This window comes from Longimonas haloalkaliphila (assembly GCF_055379825.1).
This window is the reverse complement of the sequence record NZ_AP043948.1, coordinates 2,316,499-2,342,897: the sequence shown is the minus strand read 5'-3', so window position 1 is coordinate 2,342,897 and position 26,399 is coordinate 2,316,499. Positions and strand designations below refer to the sequence as shown.

The following is a 26,399-nucleotide window of genomic DNA, read 5'->3' as shown; positions in this document are numbered from 1 at the left end:
CCCCGCTTCCCAACTTCTTGCCCTGCTATGACGCTCGAACGCCTCCGCTTCAAACAGTTTGGTCCATACGCCAAACCTCAGGACGTCGACTTCTCCAACTTTGCCGGCCACCAGCTTTTTCTGATTCATGGCGCGACCGGTGCCGGGAAGTCGTTTGTGCTGGATGCGATCTGCTACGCCCTCTACAGCGAATCGTCGGGAGCGGAGCGCGACGCCACGGACCTGCGCAGCCACTACGCCACGCCCGACGACCCCACCGAGGTCACGCTCGACTTCCGCCTTGGCGACAAACGCTACCGCGTGTGGCGGCGTCCGCGTATGGAGCTGGCGAAGAAGCGTGGGGAAGGCACCACCACCCGCGGCCCCGATGCCGAGCTCTACGACCGCACCGACGCCGAACGTGATGCCTCCGGTACGCTCATCGCCGAGGGCAAGCGCGACGTCACCAACCGCATCGAGTCGCTGCTGGGTCTGCAGGTCGACCAGTTTCGGCAGGTGGTGGTGCTGCCTCAGGGCCAGTTTCGTGCGTTCCTTGCTGCCGACTCCAGTAAGCGCGAAGACATCCTGAAGGTGCTGTTTGATACGGAGCAGTTTGCCGACCTGGAAGACGAGCTCAAAGCGATGCATGCCGAGGCCAAGCAGGATACAAAGGCGCTGTTGGACCAGCGTAGCGCTCTGCTGACGCAACACGACGTGGAAACGCCCGCTGCGCTGCGGTCGAAGCAGGAAGCGTGCGCCGAAACCCTCAGCGATGCCCGCGACACCCATGCAGACGTAGCTGCCCGGCTGAGCGATGCGGAAGAGGCGCTGCAGACGGCCCGCGATCAGCAGCAGCTGTTGGATGCGGTCGAGAAGGCGCAGGAACGCGTTGAGGCGCTTCGCGACGAACAGGAGGCGCAGCACGCGCGGAAGGCGCGGGCCCGAGCAGCCGAACGTGCGCAGCGAATCGAGAGCGCAGCGGTGCGCATGCGCGACCAGAAGGCGGCCCGCGATCGTGCGAAAGCAGCACTGAATGAGGCACAAGAGGCATACGAGAAAGCCGAGAAGGCACGCGACAAAGCCCAATCCGAGCTGGAGCGCGAGCAGGCGAAAAGCGAGGAACGGGACGCCTTAGAGACCCAGATTAACGCGCTCGACTCCATCCGTTCGGATGTGGCGACGCTGTCCGACGCCAGAGAAGCGCGCGCATCCGCCCAAACGACTTACAACAAAGCCGTCGCAGAAAAAGAGGCGCTTCTGGATGATATCGAAGCGCTGGAGAAAGAGATCAGCGAAGCAGCGTCGGTTATTGAAGCGCACAAAAAAGAGGCCGAGGCGGTGCCTGAGCGCATGTCGGCGGTGAACACGTGGAAGCAGCGGCTGGAAAATGCGCGTCAGCTGGCCCAAACGACCCAGGCGCTGCAGGAGGCCGAAGAGACGCTTTCAGCCGCGCAGGAGCGGGTTGCGCAGCACGCAAGCGTGCGCGATGCGAAGAAAGAGCAGGTCCGCGAGCTGGAGCGGGCCCGCGACGAGGGCTTTGCCAGCGTGCTCGCCGCGCAGCTGGAGTCCGGCGCTCCGTGTCCGGTCTGCGGGTCGACCGCCCACCCGGCCCCTGCTGATGCAACGCGCGACGTGCCCGATGCGAAGACGCTCAAACGGGCCCGAGCGGCACTCGACGACGCAGCGTCTACGCTGCAGGAGGCCCGCAAAAAGGAGACAACGGCCCAGCGAGCCGTGGATAAGCACACCAGCAGGATTGAGGCACTTCAGGATACGGATGCTGTCCTCACCGAGCACACGGTAGCTGAAATTGAGGCGAAGCACCGGGAAACCCAAGAGGCCCTCGCGTCTGCAGAACAGGCCCAGTCAACGGTGGAGGACGCGACGGAACACCGCGATGCCATTAGCGAAGCGCTAAAGACCAAGCGCGAGGCGCTGGATGCGAAGAAGGATGCGGTGCGCGAGGCCAAGAGCAAGCACGAAAAGGCAGCCAGCGACGTCGAACGCCTGGCGGATAGCGTGCCTGAGGGGATCGAATCCACGAAGGACCTGGAGGAGCGTATCGCTGCGCTACAGGACGAACTCGCCGCCTACACCGAAGCGCTGGAGGCGGCTGAGGCGCAGGTAGCATCAGCCAAGACCGAGCACACCCGGACCGAGGCGAATCTGGAAAATGCACGCGCGCAGTCTGCGTCTGCCCACGCGGCATACCAGGAGGCTGAGACGGCGTTTCGGGAGGCGTTGCATGAGCAGGGATTTGAAGACCGTACGGCGTACGAGGATGCCCAGATGGAAGCCGGCGCGCTGGAGGCCCTGCGCGACGAGATTCAGGCGGTGGATAAGCAGTGGTCTACCGCGCAGTCGGAGCTACAGACGGCCAAGGCGCGCGCTGAGGGCATCGAGCCGCCGGATGTGGAGGAAGCCCAGGAGCACGTAAGTAAACTCAAAGCCCGGCTCAGCGATCTCGACCAGCAGATCGGGGGGCTGGAGAGCACAAACAACAGCCTGTTGCGGGCGCTAAAGCGTCTCAAGAAGATTGAAAACCAGGCAGCCGAAGCCGAGCGCCGAGTCGAGCGTATCGGTCACTTGAGTCAGGTAGCAAGAGGCAAAGGGCTCAACGAACGCAACATCAGCCTGCAGCGCTACGTATTGGCCGCGCGGCTAAAAGACGTGCTGAAGGTCGCGAATACGCACCTGCAGCGGATGTCGCAGAACCAGTATCATCTAAAGCGTGCTACGACGCTCAACGATGCCCGCCGCAGTGGCGGGCTCGACCTACGCGTGCACGATGCCTACACCAACGAGGAGCGTCCGGTGAGTACGCTTTCGGGCGGCGAGGGCTTCAACGCCGCGCTCTCGCTGGCCCTCGGGCTGAGCGACGTGGTCCAGCGCCGCACGGGCGGTCGTCGCCTAAACACGCTCTTCATCGACGAAGGCTTTGGAACACTCGATCAAGACACGCTCGAACGCGCACTCGATGTGCTAAGCGATGTGCAGAAACGCCAGCAGGGCCGCCTCTTGGGTATTATCTCGCACGTAACCGAGCTAAAGCGTCGCCTGCCGGCCCGTCTTACCGTACGGGATGCGCAGGACGGCAGCCAACTGCGGGTAGAGGTATAGCTGAGAACGAATTGGGCCGCCCGCCCGCTCTGCCAGTCTACGTAAACCCTCAGTTCAACGTGGCGGCTCAGCTTCTCAGTTCAGCTGGGCGCGTGCCTGATGCAGAGCGTTGGGCGGGGAGGGCTGGGCGCTTACCGCATAGGCACGGATCACGTCTTCGCTCTCCACAAAAAGTGCCAGCACCGATTCATTCGGATCGTACGACTGCAGCTGGGTATCCATCCATTCAGTGGGCAGATGGGCGGCCCGGTTCTTGATCCACATGCCATCGGCCTGCGCATAGCCGATGGTATGCGCCTCCATCTGAACCGCTTCGTCGACTGAAGGACGTTCCTGCACGACAACCAGCCCAATACCCAGGCGCTGAAACCCCATGTACGACGCGGCAGCCAGGTCAACCCAGTGATCGGCGATAAAGTCATGATGACTGGATTCGATAGCGGCTTCGGGGATGTGCGCAGGGGCGCGTACCGTGAACATCTGCGCTTCGTCGTCAATGAACGTGGTAGTACGAGAAGCCATAAGCGACAAGAAAAGTTAACTCAAGTAGAGGGATCGCGGCGTGCACCGTAATCTGCACCGTAGGTGGCACCGAAGTCGGCTCCGCAAACAGCGAGGGGTGTCCGTAAGCAGTAGCTTGCACGGATGAGCCTCCACGGGCCGGCTGTAGACGGCTCATGCTGACTGGCAGAATGTTTACTTCTGCGTGCAGAAGCATACAAAAAGGCGGACGAATCGGTACTTCGCCCGCCTTCCTGCCGTTGCTATACGCACGAAACCCGTCGACATGTTCGCCTACGGGCTCCGGACCGATCGTATTTATGCCATGTTTTCTACGACGGCCTCGCCGAACTCGCTGCACTTCAGGAGCGTGGCGTTCTCCATGTTACGCTCAAAGTCGTACGTCACGCGTTTCTGCTTGATCGTAGTTTCGAGGCCCTCGATAATCAGATCTGCGGCTTCGTCCCAACCCATGTAGCGGAACATCATCTCTCCCGAAAGGATGACCGAGCTTGGGTTTACTTTGTCCATGCCCGCATACTTGGGTGCGGTGCCGTGGGTCGCCTCAAAGAGCGCAAGGCCCGTGTTGTAATTGATGTTCGCTCCCGGTGCAATGCCGATTCCGCCCACCTGTGCTGCCAGCGCGTCGGAGATGTAGTCGCCGTTCAGGTTCATCGTGGCGATGATATCGTACTCGTCCGGACGCGTGAGAATCTGCTGGAGCATCGCGTCGGCGATGACATCCTTTACGATGATTTCGCGGCCGTCGTTGAGCGTGATGACCTGCCAGGGCCCCCCGTCGAGGTCTTCGGCGCCGTAGTCTTCTTTCGCAACCTCGTACCCCCAGTCGCGGAAGGCGCCCTCGGTGAACTTCATGATGTTGCCCTTGTGCACGAGCGTCACGTTGTCGTGCCCGCGCTCAATAGCGTAATCGATGGCCGAGCGCACCAGGCGCTTCGTGCCTTCTTCTGAAATCGGCTTCACGCCAATCGCAGTAGAATCAGGGAAGCGGATGGTATCCGCGCCCATCTCATCAATCAGGAACCGCTTGATCTTCTCGTTTTCGGGCGATCCCTCGCGGTACTCAATGCCCGCGTAGATGTCTTCCGAGTTCTCGCGGAAGATCGTCATATCAACCAGCTCGGGCTCCCGAACCGGCGAGGGCACGCCTTCGAAGTGACGAACCGGACGCACACAGGCAAACAGGTCGAGCTGCTGGCGCAGGGCAACGTTCAGCGATCGAATGCCTCCCCCCACGGGTGTGGTGAGCGGGCCTTTGATCGCAACGAGGTATTCTTCAATCGCCTTGAGCGTGTCTTCAGGCAGCCACTCGTTGTACTCGTCTTGCGCCTTGCCACCGGCAAATACCTCCATCCAGACGATCTCGCGATCGTCACCATAGGCGTGCTGCACGGCGCTATCGAATACGTTCTTGGCAGCCGTCCAGATATCCGGGCCGATGCCATCACCCTCGATGAACGGTATGATCGGACGATCGGGCACGTGGAGCGCGTCACCGTCTTTGCGGATGACGTTGCCATCTGTCGGTGGTGTAAGCTGGTCGAACGAGGGTGTCGTAGGCATAAGCGTCTCTATACAATCAGTCGGTATAAGCGAGTTTGCCAGGGCGCCACATCGCGCGCTGGCCAGGCATCGGTGTGTATTTCTTTGCGATGCATTATTACAGTGTAGGAAAGCAACCTGACCAATATGATTAGGATTCCAAAAATCTTAGATCAAAAGGCCGTCCTCTTCCCCCACGTGTCATCTTCGACGATAGGCATCCATCGACGTTCGTCTGTCGTGCCGCTTACCATGCTGCTTTCATACTGGCTCTGTCGCAGTCCTCTATCGTCATACCGGTTTTCATGGTCATACTGGTTTATAAAGTGATCATTCGCCTCCTATACAGGAAATGTTGGGTAGTGGATAAACGCTAAATGATAAAGCGATTGAGTGCCACAGCTCTTTCTTTTTCGCCCCTCTCTCCCTTATTCCGCTTCGCTCCATCAGTCGCCCTATGGGCTCGTGTCGGGGTTCTCCCCCTTGGCCAAGGGGGAAATGTCCACAGGATCACGGCCTGCAGCGAAGCTCGGCAGACAGAGGGGGGTTGAGCAGGTTGCGATGATGTAAACCACAGGCAACCATTAAATATTGAACCGCTACCAAATGTTGTTTTATGATCAATGCGCGGAAACCCTGCCTCCCTGTTATCTTTTGGAGACTGTACAACGCATCTATTTAAGACAGCATCTGCTAACAGTATCTACTACTCGTATGGCGTTCGTCGGCATTGACCTTGGCACCACCACCTCCGAAATCGCCATCTTTGACGCAAAAGAGGGTCCCCGACTTCTTAAAGATGCGCGGGGCCATGCGATTGTTGACTCCTACTTCGGGTTTGACCGCAAGACCAACAAGCCCGTCGTCGGCGAAAGCGTAAAGTCGATTGCTCAGTCAGACCCCGATCTTGTCGTTGAACAGGTGAAGCGCTACATGCGCGAAGACGTTGAGTTTACGCTGGGCGAGCACCGTTTCACGCCTGCTGAGATTTCGGCGCAGATCCTGACGCACTTGAAGGAAAGCGCTGAACAGCAGCTCGGAGAGCCGGTCACCCGATGCGTCATCACTGTGCCCGCCAACTTTCCAGATCCGGCGCGCCGGGCTACCCAACAGGCCGGTGAGATTGCGGGCATGACGGTCGAGCGGATCATCAACGAACCGACCGCCGCTGCCCTTGCATACGGATACAACGAAGATCTCGACGGCGAAACGATCCTGGTCTATGACTTTGGCGGAGGCACCTTCGACGTATCCATCGTCGAATATAGAGGCACAATGGTCGACGTGAAGGCCTCATCGGGCGACACGGATCTTGGCGGAAAAGACTTTGACCGGGCTCTGGTGCAGCACGTCACGGAGAAGTTCGAAGCCGAGCATGGCGTTCAGGTTATCAGAGACTCGGGCAACTACTACCGGCTGCTCTTCGCATGCGAGGCGGTGAAGAAAGACCTGAGCGTGAGCACACACGCAACCGTCAATATACCTTACTTTATGGTGCGCGATGGCACGCCAATTAACCTACAGGTGGATGTGCGGCGTAACACGTTCGAGTCGCTGATCCACCCTCTGGTTGAGCAGACGGAGGCCGCAATCGAAAAGGCCCTTGCCGATGCCAACCTCAACCGCTCGGATATTGACCGGGTGCTTATGGTGGGCGGTACCAGCCGCATCCCATATGTTCAGCAGTTCGTGGAGCGCCTTATGGGCGTCGCCCCGCACAAGCAGATCGACCCCGACAAGGTCATCGCAATGGGGGCCGCCGTACAGACCGCCATCATCGATGGCCTTACCGACCGTACCATCCAGGACGTGTGCCCCCTGTCGCTTGGCACCGTCGTAGTACGCAACCACTACGGACAGATGGTAGACGGGCAGTATTCAGAGATCATTCCGACCAACAGCAAGGTCTCGAAGGAGCACACACGCGAGTACACCACGGCAGCGCAGGGGCAGTCTTCCGTCACGTTGCACGTGTACCAGCGCGACTCCCAATCGGAGTCTGTACAGGCCGAGATCAATGAAGAACCGAACACCAAAGAAGGATTCACGCAGCTGGCTGAGCGCACCATCGACATTCCCGAGGCGGCTGATGCCAACGATATTGAAGTCACCTATGTCTACAATCCCAACGGCATGCTCGATATCTCCGTGACCTTTCCGGGAACCGATACCGAGCACACCTTTCAAGCGCATGCCGGACTGGATGACGAGGCCATTGCCCGCTCGCGCCGCAAGGTGCAAGCCAGTCGCGGGGCTGCACCGCCGTCAGAGTCCAGCGAGGCCTCTTCGAGCGAGGACTCGTTCAGTTGGCCTGTCCCCGACAGCGCGGCATCCGCGCAGGCCAGTGAGGGGGCCAACGCTGCCCGTTCCAGCACAAACAGCTCTCCTACGGCCCGGTCGCAGACAGAACGCTCCGAACCAGATTCGCAGCGTGCGCCCTCCCGTGATGGGGGCCCCACAACCAAGAGCTTTTCTACCTCTTCCAGCGACATGACGTGGGATAACGTCGACTGGCTGGAAGATGTCGATGAACCGTCCTCAGGCAACGCCCAGGAGGCTTCCAGACCGGCTTCCCCTTCTTCCCAGCAAGGCGCACCGCCCGAGGCATCGTGGAAGAACGCCCCGCACTTCTCGGACGTAAAATCGCTTATCGGTATTGCCGAGTCCGCTTTAGATCAGGGCCGGATGTCTCCGCAAGAAAGCAGCCAACTCCGCGAACGCCTGAATCAGCTTAAGCACGCTCTGGCCGACAACGATTCGGAACGGGTCTACCAGCTGGAAGCAGAGATTATGGATATCGTGCTGGATGTATAACAGCGGCGCACAGCAACGATATATGGGATATATGGGCTGCGCATCTGTACTCACCGTTTCCTATACTGATGGTGCCAGTGCTAAGAACCTGTTTGGGTTTTGGTTTGCAGGCGAGAGCGAGCGCCGCTGCAGCGAAAATTGGACCTCGATGGAGGTTCGTGGTGAGACTACGGGCCAACATCGGGAACAATTTGCACCAGGGGCATGACCTTCGGCCCCAGCCCAGCGGAGCCGATCGCAGCCCAAAGTAAGAAATCAAAACAGGTTCTTAAGCCGGATCGTACTCATGCTGCGTCTAACCCACTTCACCTATACCTCCCTTGCTTATGGCCACTACACGTTATTCCTCACTCTCAACACTTTTTGCCGCCGCGGTACTGGCGTTCATGCTTGCAGGAGGATGCGAAGCCCCCGACGCTCCACCGCCGTCTGAGGCTTCTACTACCATTTCCCCTGCTGCTTCCGATGTCAGCGATGCCGTCATCTATGAAATGTTCATCCCTGACTTCTCTCCTGAAGGTACATTCCAGGGTGCTATCGAGCGTTTCGACCACCTTGAGCAGCTTGGCGTGAACACCATCTGGCTGATGCCTATCCACCCCATTGGCGGGGAGCGCGCCAAGACCGATATCGGAGAACTGGGGTCGCCGTACTCGATTCGTGACTTCTACGGGGTGAACCCAGATTACGGCACCAAAGACGATCTGCAGGACTTCGTATCGGCCGCCCACGAGCGCGACATGCGCGTGATTCTGGATCTGGTTGCCAACCACACAGCCTGGGATCATCCGTGGACAGAGGAGCACCCCGAGTGGTATGCCGACGGCCCCGAAGACGGCTTCTCAATCCCCGTTATGGATGGCGACACAACTGACTGGACCGATGTCGTACAGCTCAACCATGACAGTGAAGCGCTCCACGACGAGATGATCGCGGTGATGCAGTACTGGGTCCGCGAGCACGACATCGACGGCTATCGTGCCGACGTAGCCGGACTCGTCCCGTTTGACTTCTGGGAGCGTGCGATCGATTCGCTACGCACAGTCAAAGATCCGGTCTTTATGCTTGCTGAGGATGCCCAACCGGAAATGCACGATGTTGGCTTCGACCTCACTTACGCGTGGCCCTTCTACGGCAGCCTCGTCGATACATGGGCCGGCGAGCAGTCGCTCCCCGAACTGATTGATGTCATCGCGTCCGTTGAGAGCGAACTACCCGCGGGGGCGCTTCGCATGCGCTTCACCACCAACCACGACGAAACCGCCTGGGATGCCCCCCCACCTGCTCTCTTCGGTGGACACGAGGGCTCCAAAGCGGCATTCGTTTTTGCAACCACACTGCCCGGCGTACCGCTCATCTACAACGGACAGGAGCTCGGCGTAGAAGAGCCCGTGCCGTTCTTTGATGCTACGCCTTACGACTGGAACCGCAATGACACACTGATCCCTTTTTACACCGAGTACATGCGCATCTATACCAGCAGTTCTGCACTGCGCAGTGGCACACTCGACATCCTTACCCCTGATTCTGAAGATGCGGTGCTCTATCGCCGCGTGCACGACAACGAGGAGCTCTTGGTTGCCGTGAACATCCGCGACACGAGTACAACCGTTTCTCTTCCTGCAGTGCACCAGGGGCGCACCTGGGAAGACGTCTTCTCAGGCGATACGACAACGGTCAACGCATCGCTCGAACTGGATGCCTACGAATACCAGATCATGCGAGCCGTCGAGTAATGGTCTGTCACACGTCGATCTTTGAGTAACAACGCCCCTCTCAGCCGCTGTCATCTTGAGCGAGGCGTAGCCGAGTCGAAAGATCTGCTTCACGAGCGGCATGAGTCAAAGCGACATGGTAGATCGCGAAATCCGTAACCTGACAGATCCGTGGTTTCGTTTCTTTGTGCGGCACGACCCGGCCTCCGACCTGCAGCAGCTTACGCAGCCGGTGCTTGCGCTCTTTGGCGAGCGCGACCAGCAGGTGCGTCCCAACTTGAATGCCGAGCCGCTCGAAGCAGCCCTTCGCACGGCCCCTACCTCTACCTCCGACGTGGTAGTGCTCAGCGAACTGAATCACCTCTTCCAAACCGCTGAGACGGGCGCGCCCAGTGAATATACGCAGATTGAGGAGACCATCGCGCCCGAGGTGCTCGACCGCACGGCCACGTGGATTCTGGAGCGTTCTTCTGACGAGTAGCACGGCCTCCCATGTCTACCATTCATCTGAACGCCTCGGCTGACACCTGGTGGAGGCAGGCGCAGTGCGACTTGCGGGCGGCCGAGCATCTGCTTCAGGGCGGCTTCGCGCGGCATGCGGCGGTACTGGCGCACCTCGCCGTTGAGAAAGCACTCAAAGCAGTGTATCGCCATCAGCACGAAGCGCCGCCGCCCGCCAGCCACGACGTAGCCTATCTGGCGGGGCAGATCGACTGGCCCGAGGAGAACGCCTCACACGACCGCGCCCGAGGTGCTCGACGCGCTGGGTGACCATGGGGTGGTGGCGCTGTACACTGACCAGGCGTTCGAGCCGGGCGTCACCAATGACGCCACCGCCCGCGCCCGCCTGGCGGATGCCCACGTGCTCATACAAGAACTGGCCCCCGCGCTCGCATAGCGTCCCGCCGATCCTGAGACGTGCTCTGCACACGCTGTGTAAACTTTCGGTGGATGCGGGGCGTATTCGTATTCCGCAATGCATGCAAAAAGCCCGTGCTGCCATGACGATCTCAAAGCGCATTGTAACCGACGAAAACATGAATCCGGTGGCCGTCCAGATCGATTACGACGACTGGCTTGCTATCGAGGAGCAGTTGAAGGTGGAGGATACTACGCCGAGTCCGCGTTGTGCTGAGCTCAAACGTCTTCTAAAAGATTCCCGTGGCATTTGGAAAGAGGGCGACGGACTCGAATATCAGCGGCGTGTTCGCGCCGAGTGGCGTGATCCGTGGGAGGAGTGGGGGGCAGATGAAGGGGAAGACACATGAGCGTGCTACTTGACTCGGTAATCCTGATAGATCATTTCAACGACCAAGGCGATGCCACAGCGTACCTCCAATCTGTACACGGAGACGCGTTCATATCGGTGGTTACGCGTGCAGAGGTTCTGGTGGGATTTGTAGATAGTGGAAGATGGGAGCGCGCTCAGGCCCTGATAGATGCATTTCAAGCCGCGCTGGCTATGCAACACGACTTACACCTGGCCACACGCAACACCCGTGACTTCAACCCCGGTGTGCACCCGTTTGTGATTGTGCCGTACCGACTGTAAAGGAGGAGCTACGCACTTGATCTGGACCTTCGCTATTTCTTGCGGGGACTCGGGGCAGAGGGGCCCGAAGGGTCATGCCGGTTGTGCCCCTAAACGACTGCGTCACGAGACAGAGCTTCGCGACGAGATACCCATGTGAGCGTTGCAACTGCGTAGGTCCTCAAGGAGCAGGTCTAACTTTTTTGCTTTACCCAAGCGCAAGCGTCTCGGTATAGGTACGCCCAAAGCGGTCGGTGGCCTCTACGGTGACTTCGGAGGCTGTGGGCGAGGGCGTGGCGGCGTAGAGATGCGCCGTAGGCACCGGCGACACCCACGGATGGCGCTCGGGCCGATCGTCGCCGCGGTACAGCGCCTCCGCCTGCGGATCGGTGCCCACGTACGCCTCCATCGGGCCTTGCTCGACGCCGTCCTCGTACCAGATGATGCGCCATGCGTCGTCGGCATCCCACACGTTGGCGATGAGCGCGTTGGGACGCTCGGGATCGGTACCCGGTGCGTACAGATGCATCTGATGGTCGGCGTCGTAGCCAGTCGACTGGTAGCGCCACGAAAGGGCGGCGCCTTCGACCTCGTAGACACCAAAGCCGGGCGGGGTGCCATCGCGGCCAATGGGACCGGTCTATCACGCGCCCGAGGCCGCGCCCATCACATGTTCGTGCACATTTGCGGGATAGCGATGCTCGGTTTCGTGGGTATGCCCGGTGATGATGTGGGCTTCTGCAAACGGTTCCAGCATCCGATGGAGCGCCGCCCGGTTCACGGTCATGTTGCGCGGGGACGGGCGGTCGGTGCCGCGCCGTTCGTAGAGCGTGCTCAGCATCGGGATGTGAGTGAACACCACAACGGGCTGGTCGGGTGAGACGGTGGCCAGGTCGTTCGCGAGCCAGAATAGCTGCCGGTCGGGCACATGGCCCAGATACGAATCGGTATCGCGCCCGAATCCGTCTTGACCGGGCCAGTAGACGTTGTTGAGCACCACGTAATGCACATCCCCACGGTCGAAGGCGTAGTAGCCGGGGCCAAAGTGGTCACGAAAGGTCCGGTACGAATTCCGGTGGGCCGGACTGTCAAAGTCAAGGTCGTGGTTGCCCACCACCTGGAAGAAGGGCACTTCCATGCGCTCTACGGCGCGCTCATATTCGGGAAAGAGCGCGAGGTCGTCGAACATGAGGTCGCCGTTGCCTACGCCGAAAACCGGGGTATCCCCCAGCGCTGCTACGGTGGATTGCACAGCCGGTACGGTTTCGTCGTGGAAGCGCCCCATCTCGTACGCGTTTTCCGTTTGCGGATCGGCCAGCACCACAAAGGCATGGCGCGTGTCGTTGGCGGGGAGCGGCTCCAGCTCAAACGCGGCTGTCTGCTCGGGAGCGTCGGTGAGCGGCTGGAAGAAGCGCGCCGTGCCGGTGTCGTGCTGGGGGATGCGGTATCCGGCAGGCACCGCCATGTACACGAACGGCTGCCGCGCATCCGCAGGAAGGGTGAACGCGCCGTCGGCATCGGTCTGCACCACCGAGAGGCCGTCGGTGATGCGCACGTTGGGCACACCGCCGTCGGGACCGGTAACGCGCCCGGTGACGGTGCGCGCTCCAGCGGGCGGGGCGCTTGCGTTGGCACACCCTGGCGTGAAGGCAGCCCACCCGGCGGCTCCACCGAGCAGCCCAGCACGCTTCAGAAACGAACGGCGGTTGAGATCGGATGGGGGCATGGCACAGCGTACGTATCCAACAGAAACAGGACCGGTGGCGGGCCTATGCCGACAGCCGCTCGATGATCGCTTCGGAGACGGTGCGCGGTTTATACTGGTGGCCGCTGGTGATGACCACGGTGCCGTCGACGTTGGCGCCGATCTCTTCGGGGATGGACCCAAAGAGCGCCTGCGTAACGGCGGTGCTGCGCGTGGACCCGATGCAGATGGTGTCGTACTCGGATGCCAGGTCGAGGAGCGCGTTGCGCACGTCGTCGGAGGTGACGACTTTGGCGTCGTACTCTTCGATGCCTGCATTCGTGGCAACCCGGTCGATGATGGCCGCGCCGGTGGCTTCGGCATCGTCATCGGGCGGCTGTACGTTAGCGAGGGTGAGCGACGTGCCATCGGCGTACTGCACGAACTCGTAGGCGCGCCGGGCCCCAAGCGAGGCGTTGGGCCCCTCGCCAACAAGGGCGACCGCATTGCCAACCTCGTTGGGACCGGTTTTGATGAGGGTGACCTCGCACTCCGCGTTGCGCACAATCTGGTCGATGTTCGAGCCCAAGACCGCCCCGAGGCGCTTACGCTCGCCCGTCCATCCGAGAATGACCTCCTGCGCATGCTCTTCTTCGGTGACGTTGAGTACCACGCGCCACACGTCGCGCCCCACGATGGCGCGGGTGCGCACGCCCACGCCCAGTTCGTTGGCATAGTCGCGCACATTTGCCAGAAGCTCTTGCTGACGGTTCAGGCGCTCCTCTTCGTACTGTACGCCTTGGGTGAGCGCCGTCTGCTGCGGCACCTCGATCACATTTACCACGACGAGTTCAGCGTCGTCATGGCTGGCAGCGGTGGCGGCGGCCAGGCGGAGCAGGTGGCGCTGCGTTTTTGGGTTAGCCACGGGTACCACCACGCGGTAGCGTCCGTCAGAGGCCACGGTTTTGGGAGCGCCTGCAATGGCCTCGCCCACCAGATTCTTGTCGGGCGCATGGGAGCGCGCGTAGACCAGGTACCACAGAATGCCCACGCCAATGACGCCGGTACCGATGAGGAGCACCAGCGGACGCATAAACGTGACCACGGCCAGGCACGACACCGCTCCAATAAGCGGTACAGCGGGATACGCCCAGTTCGGCAGCTTGAAGTCGGGGTCGTACTCTTCGGGCCCGGCGCGGCGCATCACGATAACGGCCACGTGCACCAGCGCGTAGGTAATCAGGTACGAGAAGCTGGCAACATCGGCCAGCGTTTCGATGCCCACGCCCACGGCAATCAGGACCAGAATCACTGCACCGGTAACAACGATAGCGCGGCCCGGCGTGCGAAACGAGGGATGGATCACGTTCAGCCAGTCCGACAGAATCTTGTCGCGGCCCATCGCGAAGTTTACGCGCGCGGCAGACAGGATCGACGCGTTGGCACTCGACACCGTGGCCAGCACAGCGCCCAGCACCATCATAATGGCGCCAATGGTGCCCAGGTACTCGCGGGCGACATCGGCCACGGGCACGAACGAGTTGGTCAGCTCATCGACAGGCAGTACGCCGGTGCTTACGAGCATCACCAGCACGTAAAACAGCATGGGCGTGAGCACCGAGGCGATCATGGCCAGGGGCAGGTTGCGTCCTGGATTTTTGATCTCCTCGGCGCTGGTGGCAATCACTTCGAATCCAATATACGTGACGTACACTGTGGCGGCGGTGCTGGCCACAGCGCCCCAGCCTTGGGGATTGAAAGGCCGCAGCACATCCCAGTCTACGTTAAACACGCCGAACGTGACAAACACCAGAATGAACCCGATGAGCACGATTACAATGATGTTCTGGAAGCTGCCGGTTTCTTTGGTGCCCCGGTAGTTGAGCGCGACCAGTAGCGCCGCCATAACGAGCGCGGTTCCTGATACAAAGAGCCTCCCGCCCTCGCCGTAGAAAAACGTGAGGTACTGCCCAAAGCCCAGCATGTAGAAGGCGGTGGCAAACATAAGCCCCGACCACATGGCCCAGCCCACAATAGAGCCAAAGAACGTGCCCATGGCGCGGTTCACGTAGTAGTAGCTGCCGCCGGCCTTGGGCATCCCCGTGGCCAGCTCAGAGAGCGAGAGCGCGGTAAGTAGCGATACCACCCCCGCGATCGCAAACGAAACCATGCTGGCCGGACCGGCGGCCCCGGCTACAATGCCGGGAAGCACAAAAATACCGGCCCCAATCATGGTGCCGACGCCAATGGTGTACGCCTCTAAGAATCCGAGGTCGCGCGCCAGTTCTTGGGAAGAGTTAGCCATAAATCGGGTCGTGCACAGAGTAAATAGGTGAAAACATATCAGACACAGCACACGCTATGCCTGCGTGGAAGGCAAGTTCAGGGGGGGGGTGTAACAAACAGGATGATCGGTTGCCGCCTATTTGCTCTCTTTTGCGGTGGCACTTGCCATATCTGCAACGCTCTTAATCGCCTCGTCGGTGCCTGCTACGATAAGCGTATCGGTATGCTCAAGCCTGTCATTGGGGTCGGGAGGCACGATCATTTCGTCGACCGTCGTGTCGTGAATGGCTACGACGGACAGGTTATGCTCCGACCGCACCGATAGCTCGCGGAGCGTGTGGCCCTGCCACTGCTCGGGCACAACCAGCTCCTGTACGCTCAGGTCATGTCCCATGCGCACGTAGTTGACAACGCCTTTTTCCGAGATCCGGCTGGCCAAGTTGAATCCAGACTCTCGTTCTGGAAAGATCACTTCGGTCGCACCGAGCTGTTTCATGATACGGGCGTGGTTGTCCGAAATAATCTTGACGTAGACATCTGCAACGCCCACATCGTGTAGGGCCATCGTAGCCAAGATGCTTGCCGTTAGGTCGTCGCCCGTGCTCACGACGGCGGCATCGGCCTCGTCGGCCCCCAGTTCCTTGAGCACGGCCACCTCGCGCCCGTCGCCGTGGGCAGCGCGCGAGCAATGCGGCGCAATATCGTCTACGGCAGCGGCATCGGTATCCACAGCAATGACCTCGTGGCCGTGCTGGTAGAGCGTCCGCGTCACGCTCGATCCAAAATTACCAAGACCCACGACAACAAAACGGTCCATAAATGGGGGGAAGGCTACATTGAGAAAAAAGAGCGCGTGCAGTCTGCAAGGGTACGCTACCCGATGGACACATCCTCATATGCGTATCGAAAGCCGCCCTTAATGTGTTTGGGGGAGCGCGCCATGGCCGCGACAAAGGTGAGGGTGCCCACGCGTCCGATAAACATAAGCACGACGGTGATGAGACGCCCTGGGTCAGACAATTCACCGGTAGCGCCCATTGAAAGGCCCACCGTGTTAAAGGCGCTCACCACCTCGAACATGTACGTGAGGAATGCTGCATTGGCTCCGTTGCCGGGGACCTCCAGCACGCTGAACAGGAAAATGCCAGCGGTAAGGATGCCAAGGGTAACAACGAGCAAGCTGGTCGACTTCTGGAGAGTCGCTTCGGGGATGGTGCGGGCCGCAATGCTCATGGTAGGGCGTCCCTGCAGCCGCGACCAGGCCAGCAGGCCAAGCAGGGCAAACGTGGTCGTTTTGATGCCGCCTGCCGTAGACCCGGGCGATCCGCCAATCACCATAAAGATGATCGTGAGAAAGTTGGTGCCCGAAGTGGTTTCGGCGTAGTCGATGGTGTTGAATCCCGCTGTGCGCGGGGTGATGCTCGCAAAGAGCCCATTCACGAGCCGCTCGCTGAGCGACATGCCTGCCAGTGTGTTGTGCCACTCAAACGCAGTAAAGGCCACCCAGCCGCCCACGATCAGTACAGCGGTTGTGCCGAGCACAATCTGCGAGTGAACCGACAGCCGAAAGCGTCCCCTCTTCTGGCGCCTGTTCCGCCACAGGTTAAGCTCCTCCAACGTCAGGAAGCCCAGTCCACCCAGCACAATCAGCATCATAACGACGCCCAAGAGCGGAAGGTTGGTCTGGAAGCCCATCAGCGACGTGGTGAACGTCGAGAAGCCCGCGTTGCAGAAGGCGCTTATGGTGTGGAAAATGGAGGGCCAGACGGCTCCTGTCCATCCAAATTCGGGCACCCAAAATACATAGAGCAGAACAGCGCCTATGAGTTCAGCACCAAATGTAAACCGCACCACCGCCCAGGTGAGGGCGTGGTAGTCGATTTCATCCACCATGTTGGCGCCGCGGCTCGTCAGGATCTCCTGGCGCAGCGACAGACGACGCCCCAGCGCCGCAATGATCACCGAGGTGAAAGAGACGATGCCGAGTCCGCCCAGTTGAATGAGCAGCAGCACGTACGCCTGCCCCCACGTGGTAAAGTACGTAGCCGTGTCGACCACGATGAGCCCCGTAACGCACACCGCACTTGTCGCCGTAAACAGCGCGTCAACCCACGTTAGCGACGGTCCGGTGTACAGGCCCGGCAGCACCATAAAGCCAACCGTACCCACCAGAATGAGCGCCAAGAAGGATCCGACAAAGAGTTGCGGCGGAGTGATCGATCGCCACCATGACCAGACGGAGTGTTGAGCATGTACGAACAGGCTGGCCACAGAAAATTGAGGCATCAGATGAAGGCGAGCGGTAAAAGAGGTAGCGTTCTACGATAAGAAAGAACGAGGCCGTTTTCAACTACGCGCTTGGGCCGGGGGCTGCGCTCCCAGCCTGCGGAAGGGTGAACGTAAACGTACTGCCCTCTCCGGGCGTCGAATCGACCCAGATACGTCCGCCATGGGCGTGAATGATCTCCTGTGCGATGGCTAACCCCAGTCCAGAGCCGCCTGGCGCCTGGTTGCTGTCAACCTGAACGAACTTGTCAAAAATCTTCGATTGGTACTCGTAGGGGATGCCGGCACCGTGGTCTTCGACCGAAATATGCACCGACCCGCCAATCGGACGCGCCTCTATCTGAATAGGGCTTCCGGGTTCGGAATAGCGGAGTGCATTGGAAAGCAGATTGGTGAGCACCCAGGTTACCTTGTTGAGATCGGCTTTAACATCGGGAAGCTCGTCGGGCACATCCACATCGAAAGAGATGTCCTTTTCGGCAGCTTGCGTCTTGAGGAGCCCAACGGCCTTCTTGGAGATCAGCGGGACAGGAACCGCCGCCCGCTCCATTTCCATCCGTCCCGACTCGATCTTCGAGAGGTCGAGCAGGTCGTTCACAAGGTCGCGAAGCCGATCGACATCTTCGACGGCGGCTTCAAGCAGTTCGCGGTCGCGGCTGTCGAAGTCCTCTTCGTGGCGTTCGCGGAGCAGGCGCACGCTCATGCCAATACTTGTGAGCGGCGTTTTGAGCTCATGAGACGCCGTTGCGACGAAGTCGGACTTCAGGCGGTTCAGCTCTTGGAGCTCCGTGACGTCGCGTAGTAGCAGAATCGTGGCCAGCATCTCTCCCGACGGGCTACACACCGGGTTGACGATGAACTGGAAGTGCCGTGTATCTTCGTTTCGCTCTACCGTGAATATGTCTGTGGGCTGGTTGGGCGTGGCGGGCTCTCCCGACTCAATTGTTTGCTGAATCTGATCGAAGATGCGCTCGTTGCGAAGGGCTTCGAGCACATGTTGGCCTGCTACGTTCTGACGGTTTACGCCAAGTGCCCACTCGGCGGTCGGGTTCAGGTTGATGATGGAGTAGTCGCCGTCGACCACCAGCAGCCCGTCGTCGATGCTCTGCAGAATCGCTTCGTTCTTCTGCTGCTCGGCAAGGATCTTCTCCACGTTGAGATCCCGATAGTGCCGGAGTTCGGCGGCCATCTCGTTAAACTGATCGGCGAGGCTGCCAAGCTCGTCGTTCGCATCCGTATCCACAGACACGTCATAGTCGCCTGCTGCAATCTTCTGCGTTGCAGTCTGTACCTTGCGGATGGGCCGCACGATGCGACCAGCCAGAATCACGCTGATGACAAGCCCGAGCACCGTGGCGCCCACCCCAATGCCTCCAACTGACCAGATGGCCCACGTCGCCACGCTCTCGGCCCGGTCCGATGCCTCGACCATGGTCTGCTGATTCAGGTCGCGCAGATCGCCTGCCGCACTTCGCACCTGCTGAAAAGCGGGGAGCATAGCATCGTCGTAGGGACGGTCGCCGTACACGCCGGGCCGCTGGAGCAGTGAATCGAACTGGGCCGTGTAGCGGTCGAACGTCGAGTCGATTCGGGCAAGCACGCGGTCCTCACCCGCGATTGTGATGTTGTCCTGGGCACGCGCCAGCCACTGGGAGACCTGATTCTGGTTCGTGCGAAACTGACGCAGACCCTGCTCCCGGTCTTGCAGATGCAGGAGCACAGCGCTATCCATCCGCTCCAGGCTGTTGATCATGTTCTCGGCGGCAATGATGCTGCGATAGTTCTCGCTCAGGATCGCCTCGGACGCGCTTCCGAGGTTCTGAATGTTCACGAGTGCCCATCCCAAGACAAGGCCCAGCAGGAGCAGCACGGTGCCATTTGCCAGAAGAATTTTCGCGCGGACTGTCCGCATCATGAGGAGAAAGACATTGGGGGAAGACAGAAGCACATGCCGGCGTGACCAAAGGTCTGCTTTCGGCGCCAATCATCCAATGAGGCGATTCCGAAGGGCCTCCAAGAACGAGGGTGCGGAGGAAGAATGAGCGCCCCGGACAAGAGCAATGGGCACTTCGGTCGATGCGGCCAGGCGTCCGGCGAATGAGTCTGCAGCAGGCTTGGCCCACGACGCCTCCTGTCCGGCCCCGATGCAGATGCGGTCGCAGGCGGAAGCACACCGATGGGCGGTCGCCTGCACATCCTTCGACACAAGGACGCGCCCTTTGTACTGCTCATCAGATAGGCCCGCCCGGTCGGCCACGTCCCACAAGAGACGATGGCCGCGGTGCTCCAGGTCGTCCCGGCTTGTGGTGCCGTCGTCGTGCTGGATGGTGAGCAGCGTCAGGCCCGCAACGCCCTGGCTTTGTGCCCACTCTCGGGCGCGGCGCGCTACAAACGGGGCGTCGGGGCTGTCGGTGATGAAGGCCGTCACGTTTGTTACGTCACCGGATTTGGGGGGCGTTGTGCCGGGACGAAGAAGCGTAGCCTCGCACGACACCGTGCGTAACGCATCGGTCCATTCGGCGTCAGCGTCCGACGTGGATCCATTCGCACCAGGCCATAGGCCTACGAGGTGCTGCACCGATCGCTTGGTGACGGTGTTTTCGACGACGGCAGCCGCTTGGTGGGCAACAACCACAACGGGCCGCACGTGCAGGCGGCTCTCTTCCAGCGTTTCGGCCAATGCCTCCAGTTGCCACGTGGCCTCTTGAATGCGCTTCTGGTGGACCTCCTCGGCTTGTGAAAGAGCAAGTTGCCAGGGGACTTCAACCGTGGTCAGGAGCAGTAACTCGCTACTTGCGTGGGACCGCGCCGAGTCCGCAGCAAGCGTTGCCAGCGCACGATGGGCCGCCGTTACGCCGTCGGCTACAGATTCATCCAGCACAGCACACACGCGGTGAGGCATGTCGTCTTCGCTCTCAGCGCGCGACGGGGCGGCGCGCACGGTCAGAGACGAATCATCGTCCGAAGGTGAATCTGGTGAAGCCAGCAGAGATTCAGGGTGGTTGATCGGAAACGGGGCATCCTCCTGAAGGCGGTCGAGCAGAAGCTGGGCCATTGTGGGGTCTCCATCGCGTGCTACGGCTGCTTCCAGATGCTGGCGAGCAGCTTCGGTGTTGCCTTCCGCTCCCTCCAGCATGCCCAGCAAAGTATGGGCAGCCGGACGGGTCTCGTCTTGGTTGAGCGCCTCGTTCAGGCAGTGGCGGGCGGCTTCGGTGCGCTGATACCGGAGGTGCCAAGTTGCCAGTTGCATCCACTCCTCGTATGGCGTTGCATTGGGCGATGTAGACGGCTCGCGAATCACCTGGTCGACGAGCGTGCGAAGGGCATCGAGGCTGATGGGTTTGAGGAGCACATCCACCGCCCCGCGCCGCATGGCCTGCACGGCGTTTTTGACGGTGCCGTGAGCCGTTACGATAACGACCGGCAGGTCGGGGTGCTGGCGGCGCACATGCTCCAGCGTCTCCATCCCGCTCAGGCCCGGCATGCGAAGGTCGAGCAGCATGAGATCGTAATCGTTTTCACCGAGGTGCTCAAGCGCTTCGTTTCCGTCTATAGCGGTTTCAACAGTTAGGCCGAGGTCCTCCAGAGCCTGGCGCAGAGTAAGGCGAACGTTCTTCTCATCGTCGACGACGAGAACGCGTGCGGAAATGGTGTCCATGGTAAAAAGGGCATGTTAAGGAGAAGGATTCAGCGGTCTTGCTTCGCGCAAGGTGGGGAATCGGGCTATTCGAGGCGAACGTCAGCGGGGTTACGCACAGAAGGCGACCGACTCACATTATCCCGGTTATACACGGCTGGTTGATACCCAGGTTGCAGCGCTAACGCCGATTGGTAGTAGCGCAATGCTTCCTGATATCGGTGATGCAGTTGCATAAGCACCCCCAAGAGGTTGAATGCCTCGGGCCGTGTGGCGTCAACCGAGAACGCCTTCTGAATGTGCTGTCGGGCGCGCTCAAAATCTTTTTCCCTGATCCCTGCGCGCGCATCCTCAATGTGCTGTGCATAGGTGCCGTCTTCGGTTGCGTCCTGAGCAAGCGTCTGGGCGACTGTCATCCGAATCCGATCGGGAGTGAATGGCTTGTGGATAAAGTTCTCGGCCCCCTTACGGATCATCTCCACGGCCTGGTCGACCGTACCGTGAGCAGTGACGATAATGACCGGGAGTTCCGGGCGGCGCTCCTTAATGGCGTTGAGCACCTCCTGGCCATCCATTTCTGGCATGCGAAGGTCGAGTAAGACCAAATCACATGGGTTTGTTTCGAGGTGGTCAAGTGCTACGGGGCCGCTCTCTGCCGTTGCAATACGGTAGCCAGCATCCTCAAGGACTTGCTTTAGCGATAGACGGAGGCTACGCTCGTCGTCTACAATCAGGATACGGCGTACGCTCATAGAAAGACACTGGTATAGGATGGTAGCTGTTTAAGTCGGGCGCGCACTTACGCTCGGATGCGGTCGGGCGCGAAAATAAGGTTCAAATCCAATGCCAGTCTGGCCGAGGACAGGTGCAGACGCGTCAGGGGCCTGATATGCTCGCCCGGGTATCACCTAATCGTGCACTTTGCATGATGGAAGCGTCTCGGCATCGTGCAAAATGCACGACGAGAGAGACGGGGATGTATTGGGCTACAACCTGCAATTGTATCAATTTTGGTTGGTGAGAAGCGCTTATATTCGTCAGAGCCCGGTTGAGGAAGGTGAGTGCTCTGGATTCGGTGTTGAAGGACTATGTGGCAAACCCGTGGTCTGGTATTTGTTATCATCCTTTATGAATCCCAGCGTGCTGTGCTCAGAAGCGCGGTCACTCTGTGGGTGATCCCGTTGCCTTTTTCTATTCATGACGCCCCTTTCTGCATTGCATCAGTCTCGCTTATCCACGATTACAGTTGTTGGGCGCGACGTGAGCGCCCTCCTTCTTATTTTGTCGGCGCTCTTCGTGCTTCCCCTGATAGTCGCCTTGCTGTACGGGGAAACGTACACCGCATTGAGCTTTCTTGGGGCGGCTGGCGTCAGCGCATTTCTTGGGGGCGGGGGGTACCTGGCGTGTCGAGATGCGCCCGAGCCGTCGAGGTGGCAAGGCATGCTAATCGCGGCTGTGGGATGGCTAATGGTAGCAGCGGTAGGGGCCGTGCCTCTGGTCGTTGCGGCCTACGTAACCCCGGCCTCCGTAGCTCAGTCGTTTGTGCCAGCGGGAGAGACGTACACATCCAGCCTCTACAACTTTAAAAATCCGCTGCATGCCTTCTTTGAAAGCATGAGCGCATTCACAACTACGGGGCTTACCATGAGCGTCCATGAGCCGTCGGTAGGCCACGGCGTTCTCTTCTATCGGTCGTTCGCGCAGTGGGTTGGGGGAGCAGGAATGATTGTGCTCGTACTGGCGATTCTGCGCACGCCAAGTGGAACCGCCGGATTCTCGCTGTATGAGGCCGAGGGCCGGAGCACAAAACTGCGTCCCAATATTTTGGAGACTGCCCGCGTGCTGTGGCGCCTGTATCTCGGGATAACGGCAGCCGTGGCCGTCTACTTGGCTATGGGCACCTTCATCATTCTCCCCGATTACGGACTCGAGCCCACCCTATTCGACGCGGTCAACCACGCAATGACGGGGCAATCAACTGGAGGCTTCAGTACGCTCGACGACAGCATTGCCGGGTACAACTCCTACGCGATGGACATGCTGCACATTCCGGTGATGATCCTTGGGGCTGTTGCGCTTCCGGTCTACTACGGCATGCTTAAAAAGCGCTCCTTGCAGCCGTTGTGGAGAGATACGCAGGTCCGCACCCTGGGCGTGCTTCTCTTGGTTGGCACGCCGCTGCTGATTGCGTTCTTGTGGACGCTCCCGGCGGTTGCTGATCCGGTGCGCGAGGGGCTCTTTCAGTTTGCCACGGCTCTTTCAACAACGGGGTGGCAAACCTCGGCAATTGGAGACTGGAGCGATGGCGCTATCCTGTTCATCGTGTTTAGCGCGATGATTGTTGGCGGGTCGGCAGGAGCCACGGTGGGCGGCATCAAGCTCATTCGTATCTACGTGCTGGCACGCGGCATCCGCTGGAACGCGATTCGCTTTTTTCTTCCTCGTCATGCAGCGGTTCGATTTCGAATGGGAGCGTCTAAGCATCTCACCCGCAATGAGATGCACGACGAATTGAGCCAGGCCGCTGTACTCTCGGGGGTGTACCTTGCCTTTATGATGGCGAGTGCTGTTGCCCTCAGTCTGCTCGTAGATCCGTCTTACAGCCTGGCAGACATCATCTTCGAGTCGGCCACAGCACAGGGCACGGTCGGGCTGTCGACCGGTGTGACACGACCGGATATGAACGTCTGGGCCGAGAGCATTCTCATCTTTCAGATGTGGATTGGCCGCCTCGAAATTTTCCCTGTGATCCTCTTCCTGCGCTGGATACTGGTGGGGAGCGTGCCAGCCCGCCCGTAGCCGCCCGTGTCGGCACGCGCAGATTCTTGCGCACACTGAACATTCAGTTTTTTACCCACAACCTGTTGAACGTCTATGTATATCGTTGTTGTAGGAGCCGGTCGCACCGGCCGTCGCATTGTGGAACTGGCCACGGCCAACCAGCACGAAGTGGTCGTTATCGAAGAGCACGAGGAACGGGCTGGACGCCTGAGTGCTGAGTACGACTGTCTTGTTCTTCATGGGAATGCAGCCTCCCGAGAGCTCCTTGAGGAAGCAGGGATCACAGAAGCCGATGCGCTCGTCGCCACGACTGACGACGACGCCACGAATCTGATCGTGATGATGATGGGCCGCGAAATGAACGTAGGCCAACTCATCAGTTCGGTGAGCAATCCCGACCATATGTCGCTGTTTAGCGACCTTGGAGTGCACCGCGTTGAGAGTCCGCACCGGTTGAGCGGAGAGAAGTTTTACCGAGCCGTGGCGCGTCCCCACGTTCGAGACTTTATGCCGCTGGGCAATGGCGCTGAGATTGCAGAAATCGTTTTGGAGGCCGGGGCCCCACTCGCGGGTAAGTCGCTGTCGGAGACCGGGCAGCACCTGCTGCCTGAAGAGGTCATCCTGGTCGCTATCGAGCGCGGTCCCGATCTCCTTGTACCTAAAGGCGAGACCATGCTTCAAGGCGGAGACGTAGTGACGGTCTTCTCTCTTTTAGGGGTTACAGATGACCTCATGAAAAGCTTTAAAGCGGGTTGAGCGTAACACCCGTTGATCATTGGGTAGCGGTTCAACGCTAAGTGATGGAGGAAATATGCCAGTAGCCGGAGACTGGGAGCGCCGCCCGGCGCGGACGTCTCCGGCGGGACTGGCGTAGGCGAACGGGGGACCGTTCGCCTCAGGAAAGATTTTTATCAGGAGAGCTATCACTTAACGTCTATCCACTACCGATCATTGATCATATGTCCTGTGCGCTTGACGTGACCCGTAATGCTGTGCGAGTAACACCGTAATGGATGCGACGTACCAGACCAAAACGAGGAGAGCCGTATCTCTCCAGTGACAATTTCCGGTACAACACGCTGTCTTCTGTTACCCATCGCTTTCGGTGTATGCCTGCTGCTCCCCACGCCCTTGACACTGCGCTCCGCATCCTGGTGGTGGACGATGAGCCGCGCATCCGCACGGCCCTAAAGCACTGCCTGGAGCGCGACGGCCACGCGCTGACGTCTGTGGCCAGCGCCGAGGCTGCACGCAAGGCGATGCACGAAGGGGCCTACCATGTCGTTTTTCTGGATCTGCGGCTGGGTGCGGAATCGGGGTTGGATCTGATCCCGGAACTGCTCGACATGCATGCTGACGTGAGCATTATTGTGATCACAGCGCACGCCTCCATTGGCACCGCTGTAGAGGCCATGCGGCGCGGAGCCTCCGACTATCTGCCCAAGCCGTTTACGCCCGAGCAGGTGCGTCTGGCGCTGCGTAAAGCGGTGGATCTGCAGGCGCTGCATCACCGTGTAGCGCTGCTGGAATCGGACCTGGAGCGCTCGGCCCCGGCACGCCTTACCAGCAGTGAGAGTCCGGCCATGCAGGCTGTGCTCGATGAGGCGCGCCAGATCGCAGACAGCGAGGCTACGGTGCTCATTCAGGGCGAAAGCGGGACTGGCAAAGGTGTGCTGGCCCGCGCAATTCATGCGTGGAGTCCGCGCGCCGACGAGCCGTTTGGCGTGATACACAGCCCCTCGCTCTCGCGGGAGCTGTTTGAGAGCGAACTGTTCGGTCACGTCAAGGGCGCCTTCACCGGAGCCACGCAGTCCAAGCCGGGCCGGATTACGCAATCGGATGGTGGCACGCTGTTTCTTGACGAGATCGCCGAACTCCCGCTGAGCCTGCAGCCGAAGCTGCTCAGGTTTGTGCAGCACCAGGCCTATGAGCGCGTGGGGGATCCAGAGACCCTGCACGCCGACGTACGGCTGGTTACAGCGACCAATGCCAACTTAAAGGCGGAGGTCGAAGCCGGCACCTTCCGCCAGGATCTGTATTACCGCCTCAATGTGGTGCCGCTTACGGTGCCCCCGCTGCGCGAGCGCCCTGCCGACATCATCCCGTTGGCCCAGCGCTTTCTCCGCTTCTACGCAAACAAATACAACCAGTCTATCGAGGCCCTGTCGGAGCCAGTGGAGCACGCTCTGCAGGCGCATGCGTGGCCGGGAAACGTGCGCGAGCTTGAGAATGCCATTGAGCGCGCCGTTATTCTCTGCCGGGGTCACACGCTCAGCATCGCCCACCTTCCATTTGCTGATGAGGAGCCCGCAAGCACCTCCAAGCCGACCGGGCTACGCACGCTTGCCGAGGTCGAGGCCCACCACATTCAGCACGCCATTCAGCACACCGACACGCTGCAAGAAGCCGCGCGTGTGCTCGATATCGACCCCGCGACCCTCTACCGCAAGCGCAAAGCGTATGGGCTGGATGCGTAGCAGCGCCGCACGAAACGTGATACTC

General features: G+C 60.0%; 20 protein-coding genes. 10 read left to right on the top strand and 10 right to left on the bottom strand.

Going from position 1 to position 26,399, the window contains the following annotated elements; genetic code table 11:
• Positions 1-27 precede the first annotated feature (27 nt).
• Positions 28-3,099: an AAA family ATPase gene (locus ACZ48V_RS09155; RefSeq protein ID WP_464538451.1), complete on the top strand. Its 3,072-nt coding sequence runs from the start codon at positions 28-30 to the stop codon at positions 3,097-3,099.
• Positions 3,100-3,174: 75 nt separating this feature from the next.
• Here ACZ48V_RS09155 and ACZ48V_RS09150 read toward each other — a convergent pair whose 3' ends face one another.
• Both ACZ48V_RS09150 and icd read right to left on the bottom strand, forming a co-directional pair.
• Positions 3,175-3,621 (bottom strand): hypothetical protein, encoded by a 447-nt coding sequence (locus tag ACZ48V_RS09150; protein ID WP_353562324.1) that lies wholly within the window; start codon positions 3,619-3,621, stop codon positions 3,175-3,177.
• Positions 3,622-3,918: 297 nt separating this feature from the next.
• Positions 3,919-5,184: an NADP-dependent isocitrate dehydrogenase gene (gene icd, locus ACZ48V_RS09145; protein WP_464538450.1), complete on the bottom strand. Its 1,266-nt coding sequence runs from the start codon at positions 5,182-5,184 to the stop codon at positions 3,919-3,921.
• A gap of 693 nt (positions 5,185-5,877) precedes the next feature.
• On the opposite strand from icd, the gene ACZ48V_RS09140 reads away from it, so the two are divergent.
• From ACZ48V_RS09140 to ACZ48V_RS09115, 6 genes are all read left to right on the top strand, one after another.
• Positions 5,878-7,977: an Hsp70 family protein gene (locus ACZ48V_RS09140; protein WP_464538449.1), complete on the top strand. Its 2,100-nt coding sequence runs from the start codon at positions 5,878-5,880 to the stop codon at positions 7,975-7,977.
• A 326-nt stretch (positions 7,978-8,303) separates the two neighbouring features.
• On the top strand, positions 8,304-9,713 hold the full coding sequence (locus ACZ48V_RS09135; RefSeq protein WP_464538448.1) for an alpha-amylase family glycosyl hydrolase: 1,410 nt from the start codon (positions 8,304-8,306) through the stop codon (positions 9,711-9,713).
• A gap of 100 nt (positions 9,714-9,813) precedes the next feature.
• Positions 9,814-10,173, top strand: a complete 360-nt coding sequence (locus ACZ48V_RS09130) for an alpha/beta fold hydrolase (RefSeq protein WP_464538447.1) — start codon at positions 9,814-9,816, stop codon at positions 10,171-10,173.
• Between the two features lie 11 nt (positions 10,174-10,184).
• The gene (locus ACZ48V_RS09125; protein WP_464538446.1) at positions 10,185-10,463 is read left to right on the top strand and encodes a HEPN domain-containing protein; all 279 of its coding nucleotides are present in this window, start codon (positions 10,185-10,187) and stop codon (positions 10,461-10,463) included.
• 230 nt (positions 10,464-10,693) lie between these two features.
• Entirely contained in the window at positions 10,694-10,960 is a 267-nt protein-coding gene (locus ACZ48V_RS09120; protein WP_464538445.1) for a hypothetical protein, read from the top strand.
• The gene (locus ACZ48V_RS09115; protein WP_464538444.1) at positions 10,957-11,244 is read left to right on the top strand and encodes a PIN domain-containing protein; all 288 of its coding nucleotides are present in this window, start codon (positions 10,957-10,959) and stop codon (positions 11,242-11,244) included. Before ACZ48V_RS09120 ends, ACZ48V_RS09115 begins: the two co-directional genes overlap by 4 nt.
• A gap of 187 nt (positions 11,245-11,431) precedes the next feature.
• Here ACZ48V_RS09115 and ACZ48V_RS09110 read toward each other — a convergent pair whose 3' ends face one another.
• From ACZ48V_RS09110 to ACZ48V_RS09075, 8 genes are all read right to left on the bottom strand, one after another.
• Positions 11,432-11,854, bottom strand: coding sequence for a calcineurin-like phosphoesterase C-terminal domain-containing protein (locus ACZ48V_RS09110; RefSeq protein WP_464543115.1), 423 nt, complete (start codon positions 11,852-11,854; stop codon positions 11,432-11,434).
• Between the two features lie 12 nt (positions 11,855-11,866).
• Positions 11,867-12,949 carry a metallophosphoesterase N-terminal domain-containing protein gene (locus ACZ48V_RS09105; protein ID WP_464538443.1) on the bottom strand — a complete coding sequence of 361 codons (1,083 nt, stop codon included), beginning with the start codon at positions 12,947-12,949 and terminating at the stop codon, positions 11,867-11,869.
• Positions 12,950-12,992: 43 nt separating this feature from the next.
• Positions 12,993-15,212, bottom strand: coding sequence for an amino acid permease (locus tag ACZ48V_RS09100; protein WP_464538442.1), 2,220 nt, complete (start codon positions 15,210-15,212; stop codon positions 12,993-12,995).
• A 117-nt stretch (positions 15,213-15,329) separates the two neighbouring features.
• Positions 15,330-16,010, bottom strand: coding sequence for a potassium channel family protein (locus tag ACZ48V_RS09095; protein ID WP_464538441.1), 681 nt, complete (start codon positions 16,008-16,010; stop codon positions 15,330-15,332).
• A 56-nt stretch (positions 16,011-16,066) separates the two neighbouring features.
• Entirely contained in the window at positions 16,067-17,479 is a 1,413-nt protein-coding gene (locus ACZ48V_RS09090; RefSeq protein ID WP_464538440.1) for a TrkH family potassium uptake protein, read from the bottom strand.
• 64 nt (positions 17,480-17,543) lie between these two features.
• On the bottom strand, positions 17,544-19,394 hold the full coding sequence (locus ACZ48V_RS09085; protein ID WP_464538439.1) for a HAMP domain-containing sensor histidine kinase: 1,851 nt from the start codon (positions 19,392-19,394) through the stop codon (positions 17,544-17,546).
• Between the two features lie 69 nt (positions 19,395-19,463).
• Positions 19,464-21,137: a response regulator gene (locus tag ACZ48V_RS09080; RefSeq protein WP_464538438.1), complete on the bottom strand. Its 1,674-nt coding sequence runs from the start codon at positions 21,135-21,137 to the stop codon at positions 19,464-19,466.
• A 65-nt stretch (positions 21,138-21,202) separates the two neighbouring features.
• The gene (locus ACZ48V_RS09075) at positions 21,203-21,868 is read right to left on the bottom strand and encodes a sigma-54-dependent transcriptional regulator (protein ID WP_464538437.1); all 666 of its coding nucleotides are present in this window, start codon (positions 21,866-21,868) and stop codon (positions 21,203-21,205) included.
• Positions 21,869-22,313: 445 nt separating this feature from the next.
• Between ACZ48V_RS09075 and ACZ48V_RS09070 the strand changes: the two genes are divergently transcribed.
• From ACZ48V_RS09070 to ACZ48V_RS09060, 3 genes are all read left to right on the top strand, one after another.
• Entirely contained in the window at positions 22,314-23,915 is a 1,602-nt protein-coding gene (locus tag ACZ48V_RS09070) for a TrkH family potassium uptake protein (RefSeq protein ID WP_464538436.1), read from the top strand.
• A 75-nt stretch (positions 23,916-23,990) separates the two neighbouring features.
• Positions 23,991-24,653 (top strand): potassium channel family protein, encoded by a 663-nt coding sequence (locus tag ACZ48V_RS09065; protein ID WP_464538435.1) that lies wholly within the window; start codon positions 23,991-23,993, stop codon positions 24,651-24,653.
• Positions 24,654-25,006: 353 nt separating this feature from the next.
• Positions 25,007-26,374: a sigma-54-dependent transcriptional regulator gene (locus ACZ48V_RS09060; RefSeq protein ID WP_464538434.1), complete on the top strand. Its 1,368-nt coding sequence runs from the start codon at positions 25,007-25,009 to the stop codon at positions 26,372-26,374.
• The last annotated feature ends 25 nt before the right edge of the window (positions 26,375-26,399 follow it).

Coding starts and splice junctions, on each gene's coding strand:
- ACZ48V_RS09095 (WP_464538441.1), bottom strand. CDS start 16,010: ATGGACCGTTTTGTTGTCGTGGGTCTTGGTAATTTTGGATCGAGCGTG.
- ACZ48V_RS09070 (WP_464538436.1), top strand. CDS start 22,314: ATGACGCCCCTTTCTGCATTGCATCAGTCTCGCTTATCCACGATTACA.
- ACZ48V_RS09140 (WP_464538449.1), top strand. CDS start 5,878: ATGGCGTTCGTCGGCATTGACCTTGGCACCACCACCTCCGAAATCGCC.
- ACZ48V_RS09130 (WP_464538447.1), top strand. CDS start 9,814: ATGAGTCAAAGCGACATGGTAGATCGCGAAATCCGTAACCTGACAGAT.
- ACZ48V_RS09080 (WP_464538438.1), bottom strand. CDS start 21,137: ATGGACACCATTTCCGCACGCGTTCTCGTCGTCGACGATGAGAAGAAC.
- ACZ48V_RS09065 (WP_464538435.1), top strand. CDS start 23,991: ATGTATATCGTTGTTGTAGGAGCCGGTCGCACCGGCCGTCGCATTGTG.
- ACZ48V_RS09125 (WP_464538446.1), top strand. CDS start 10,185: ATGTCTACCATTCATCTGAACGCCTCGGCTGACACCTGGTGGAGGCAG.
- ACZ48V_RS09120 (WP_464538445.1), top strand. CDS start 10,694: ATGACGATCTCAAAGCGCATTGTAACCGACGAAAACATGAATCCGGTG.
- ACZ48V_RS09090 (WP_464538440.1), bottom strand. CDS start 17,479: ATGCCTCAATTTTCTGTGGCCAGCCTGTTCGTACATGCTCAACACTCC.
- ACZ48V_RS09100 (WP_464538442.1), bottom strand. CDS start 15,212: ATGGCTAACTCTTCCCAAGAACTGGCGCGCGACCTCGGATTCTTAGAG.
- ACZ48V_RS09085 (WP_464538439.1), bottom strand. CDS start 19,394: ATGATGCGGACAGTCCGCGCGAAAATTCTTCTGGCAAATGGCACCGTG.
- ACZ48V_RS09075 (WP_464538437.1), bottom strand. CDS start 21,868: ATGAGCGTACGCCGTATCCTGATTGTAGACGACGAGCGTAGCCTCCGT.
- icd (WP_464538450.1), bottom strand. CDS start 5,184: ATGCCTACGACACCCTCGTTCGACCAGCTTACACCACCGACAGATGGC.
- ACZ48V_RS09135 (WP_464538448.1), top strand. CDS start 8,304: ATGGCCACTACACGTTATTCCTCACTCTCAACACTTTTTGCCGCCGCG.
- ACZ48V_RS09155 (WP_464538451.1), top strand. CDS start 28: ATGACGCTCGAACGCCTCCGCTTCAAACAGTTTGGTCCATACGCCAAA.
- ACZ48V_RS09115 (WP_464538444.1), top strand. CDS start 10,957: ATGAGCGTGCTACTTGACTCGGTAATCCTGATAGATCATTTCAACGAC.
- ACZ48V_RS09105 (WP_464538443.1), bottom strand. CDS start 12,949: ATGCCCCCATCCGATCTCAACCGCCGTTCGTTTCTGAAGCGTGCTGGG.
- ACZ48V_RS09060 (WP_464538434.1), top strand. CDS start 25,007: ATGCCTGCTGCTCCCCACGCCCTTGACACTGCGCTCCGCATCCTGGTG.
- ACZ48V_RS09150 (WP_353562324.1), bottom strand. CDS start 3,621: ATGGCTTCTCGTACTACCACGTTCATTGACGACGAAGCGCAGATGTTC.